We start from the raw sequence: 4,318 nt of genomic DNA, 5'->3' as shown, positions 1-4,318 counted from the left end.
AATCATTGGACAGATTATACGAATGATTGAGAAAGTGGATAAATGGTTAATTAGACAAAGATGATATTCTCCTTTTCTCTTTTTCTTAAGATTCTCCGTCACAAAGAGGGGGTGAATAATTACGAAAGAATTTAGGATGTAGAAGATGTAATCAGGAGGTCTATAGTAAGCATAGTTCTTATATGCAAGGGATAACCCATTTACCTTTAGCACAAGCACATCTAGCAATACGAAAACACTAATAGGGGTTTGTAGTTATGTTACATTTTAATTTACTCAAGTTGGGTTGTCATTTTTGTCCTGCCTGGTAGGGAAAAAAAGCGCGCGATTTTCTATTGATATAGAATAAGTTTTTTGCTAAAATACTATGATGCTAAAGATTGGTTGAGAAATTTAATTTCAGGATGCTTTTAAAAACTCTGCAGAGATATTTTGGCTATACAAGTTTCTTGCCCTTGCAGGAGGAGATTATAAAGAATGTCCTTGATAGAAAGGATGTATTGGTGGTAATGCCAACCGGTGCGGGAAAATCTCTTTGTTATCAACTTCCCTGCCTTCTCTTTGATGGCTTAACCATTGTTATCTCTCCCCTTATCTCCCTGATGAAAGACCAGGTGGATGGGCTTATCTCTAATGGAATCCCTAGCACATACATCAATAGCACCCTTTCTTCCCAAGAGATCGCCACAAGAAAAAGGGGATTAGAGAAAGGTGATTTTAAGATTTTCTATCTTGCTCCCGAGAGAATAGCCATACCAGGGTTTCTTGATTTTTTAAAAGGGATTTCCCTAAGCCTTTTTGTGGTTGATGAGGCTCATTGTATCTCTGAATGGGGGCATGATTTTAGGCCAGAATACAGAAATCTTAAGGTATTAAAAAAAGATTTTCCAACCTTACCCCTTATTGCCTTAACCGCCACCGCAACAAAGGAGGTAGAGGAAGATATTATAAAGGAGATAAATATCTTTGGGTGTAAAAGATACAGGGCAAGCTTTAACCGAAAAAACCTCTATTACAAGATTGAACCAAAGATAGATCCCTACCAACAATTATTGACCTATCTGAAAGCTTACAAAGACAAGCCAGGAATTATCTATTGTCAAGCAAGGGATACCGTAGAAAGCCTTGTCTATAGCCTGAAAGAAGATGGGTATAATGCCCTTCCTTATCATGCTGGACTAACCAGCGAGGAAAGGAATAAAAATCAGGATATGTTTATAAATGGCAAAGTTAAGCGAATCGTTGCTACCATTGCATTTGGAATGGGGATAAATAAGCAGGATGTAAGATATGTAATCCATTATGACCTGCCAAAGAGCCTTGAGGGTTATTATCAGGAAACAGGAAGGGCGGGCAGGGATGGGCTTACTAGCCATTGCATCCTTTTCTTTAGTTACCAAGATAAGGCAAAAATAGAATATTTTATCGCACAAAAAGAGGATAAGCAAGCGAGAGAGATTGCATCTTACAAGCTTGAAAAGATTATTGATTTCTGTAAGGGAAACACCTGTAGGCGCAAGGTTTTGTTGGAATATTTTGGCGAGGATTTTAAAGAAGCCAATTGCAAAGCCTGCGATATCTGTTTGGATGAGGGAGAAAGCTTTGATGCAACCATTGAGGCACAGAAGATACTTTCTTGCGTTTATAGGGTTAAAGAGGGTTTCGGAATAAACCATATTATTAGAATCCTTTTGGGTTCAAGGGATAAAAAGATCATTCAGCAAAATCATTGTCAAATAAGCACATACGGTATTGGAAAGGAGCATTCAAAAGAGGAATGGAGGTTTTTTATTATGGGGATGATCAAGCGTGGTATTCTGGATATAGAGGGCGATAAATACCCAATTCTAAAGCTTAATGAGAAGAGCAAAGGGGTCTTGTTTAAAAACGAAAGGGTTTTCCTTAAAAAACCAATTGAGAGGGTGCAAAGATTTAAAAAGGATACAAGGGCTTTTGACCGCAACCTCTTTGAGATATTAAGAAAATTAAGGAAAAAATTGGCAGAAGAAGAAAATCTTCCGCCCTATATCATCTTTCATGATAAAACCTTAATTGAGATGGCAACCTATTATCCAACCAATCTATCTTTGCTTTCAAGGATTAGTGGCGTAGGAGAGAGAAAGCTAAAAAGCTATGGTGAAATATTTATAAATGCCATTGGTGAATATTGCAGAGATAATGAGATAAACCCAGAAGAAATACCAAGCCTACCAAAACCCAAAGTAAAAGATTTTTCTTCCACCCTTCAAAAGACATTAGAGCTATACCAAAAAGAAATGAGCCTTGAAGAGATGGCAAAGGAGAGGAATTTAAGCCCCTCAACCATCACCCACCACCTAGAAAGGCTGATTCTCTCTCATAGAGACATATCCATCGAGCGATTTGTCTCCCTTGAAAAACAAGGGATAATCATAAAGGCAATAAACGAGCTAGGAGGTGAAAGGCTGACACCCCTAAAAGAAAGGCTGGGTGATGAATTTTCCTATGACCAGATAAGGCTTGTAAGGACAAAATTCTTCAGAAAAAGTTAAGGTGGAAGGAATAGAATCAGGCATAAGGAAGATATTGTTTATCTATAATACTTAACTTATGAGCAAAAAATAAGAAATGGCAGGAAAAAACTTAAAATTTAAAACTAAAAAAGACAAACATCGCAATTATTCAAGGAGTTAGAGGTATGAAAAACTTGCCCTTTTTGTCCTGCATGGTAGGGGAAAAAGAGCGGGATTTTCTGTTGATAGAAGATAAGTTTTTTGGTAAAATAGTATGGTGCTAAAGACCAAAAAAGCAAATTTCTATCAGTTAAGAGAGACTTACAAATATGCCAAAAGAAGCCAAAGCCAGAATTAAAATCAGTGAATTACTTCAAAATGCCGGTTGGAGATTTTTTGACGGTAAAGACGGAAAAACAAACATTGTTCTGGAAAACAATACTAAAATCACGAAGCAAACCATTGATGAATTTGGCAATGATTTTGAAAAAACGAAAAAGGGATTTAAGGATTTGTTGAAAATTATCCTTTTGCAAGAGAACTAAATAGCCATTTTCAACTAATTTTGGCTCACAACAACTAATCTAACCCAAGGGGTGCGAAATATTCGAATTTAAAATTTGCAATTTAAAATTTACAATTGAGCTTCTTTGTTAAAAAGATAAGAATACAATTATTTTTGCACCATATTATGCGAAGAGCCTTATTTTTTTTCATATATCACCTCTCGCTCAATAAGATATTGTAATATCTCAAGCTCTGTTTCATCAAACCAAATAGAATTGCAATTTAAGCATTTATCTATCTCTACTGGATAAGCATAGCTATACAACATCCTTTTCATCCCTTCTTGGCACTTCGGACAGGTTAAGGGTGGAAATTCATCCATTCCTTTTGGAGGGTTAATTTCTATTTTCTTTTCTGGTTTTGAAGAAGAAAGAAGCTCTTTAATTGAGGGTCTAATTTCTATTTTCCTTTCTGGCTTTGAGGATAAAACATAGCTTGCAAGTTTAACAATATTTTCTGAAAAACATTTTTCTTCTCTAGTTAAAACCCTTTCAATCTTTGTCTCCTCAACCAGCATACCTTTGCAAAATTGGCAATGAAAAAGAAAAGTCCCCTCGTATTCTACCTTGACTAAAGATTGCTTACACCCTGGACAGTTATATCCTAAAATAGCTTTTCCTCCCGCCCTTTCTTTAAATATCGCATTTAATTCCCTATCTTTATATGCTGGATAGAATTTTTCCCTTTTTCCTTCTTGAGAAACCCATGTTTGCGGAGAAATCCATTTAATCTTAGATAATTCCAAAATGGTAAATGGTCCACGCCAAACCCCTTCATCACAGGCAAACCAATGAGGTGGAGGAATCTCTTTTAATCCCTCATCCTCTTTTAAAATGGGCTTATCCTTCTTTATAGAGTCTGAAAGCAAGCGAAGGTCTGATTTTCCCATATTCAGGAGTATGTTAAGTCTCTGTTTTACTGGCGGATGGGAGGAAAATAGATTGGCGAAAAAATCCTCCTTTTCATCAAGTTTTCCCATTTCTGGATTAAGAAAGAATATACTTGCTAAGCCAAAAGAATTTTTAACCCCTGTATAGTGATTAGAAATAACATATAGTGCCTGAGCAAGGGATAAGGGATTCCTGGTCAATCTTGTTGCAATTGCATCTGCCCTGTACTCCCTTTCTCTACTAATTCCTATATTTCGCTACCTTTGTCCAGAATTACCTCTAAACAGGATATATTATATCAAAAACACATCACAAAAAGATAATCTCTTTTTTCCTTTATAGATTTTTTTGTTAAATACCATCAAAACA

General features: G+C 36.1%; 3 protein-coding genes. 2 read left to right on the top strand and 1 reads right to left on the bottom strand.

The window, feature by feature from the left end:
- Positions 1–380 precede the first annotated feature (380 nt).
- A complete protein-coding gene (gene recQ, locus AB1630_10750; GenBank protein MEW6104269.1) occupies positions 381–2,531 on the top strand; it encodes a DNA helicase RecQ in 2,151 nt (716 codons plus the stop codon).
- Between the two features lie 290 nt (positions 2,532–2,821).
- A complete protein-coding gene (locus AB1630_10745; GenBank protein ID MEW6104268.1) occupies positions 2,822–3,037 on the top strand; it encodes a hypothetical protein in 216 nt (71 codons plus the stop codon).
- Positions 3,038–3,195: 158 nt separating this feature from the next.
- Here the strand turns inward: AB1630_10745 and AB1630_10740 are convergent, their stop codons facing one another.
- Entirely contained in the window at positions 3,196–4,194 is a 999-nt protein-coding gene (locus AB1630_10740; GenBank protein MEW6104267.1) for a zinc metalloprotease HtpX, read from the bottom strand.
- Positions 4,195–4,318: the final 124 nt, after the last annotated feature.

The sequence above is a fragment of the bacterium genome, assembly GCA_040753555.1.
Taxonomy (GTDB): domain Bacteria; phylum UBA9089; class UBA9088; order UBA9088; family UBA9088; genus JBFLYE01.
This window is presented reverse-complemented; position numbering and strand designations above follow the sequence as displayed.

Excerpts from the sequence above, each read along its gene's own strand:
- AB1630_10745 (MEW6104268.1), top strand. The coding sequence starts at position 2,822 with ATGCCAAAAGAAGCCAAAGCCAGAATTAAAATCAGTGAATTACTTCAA.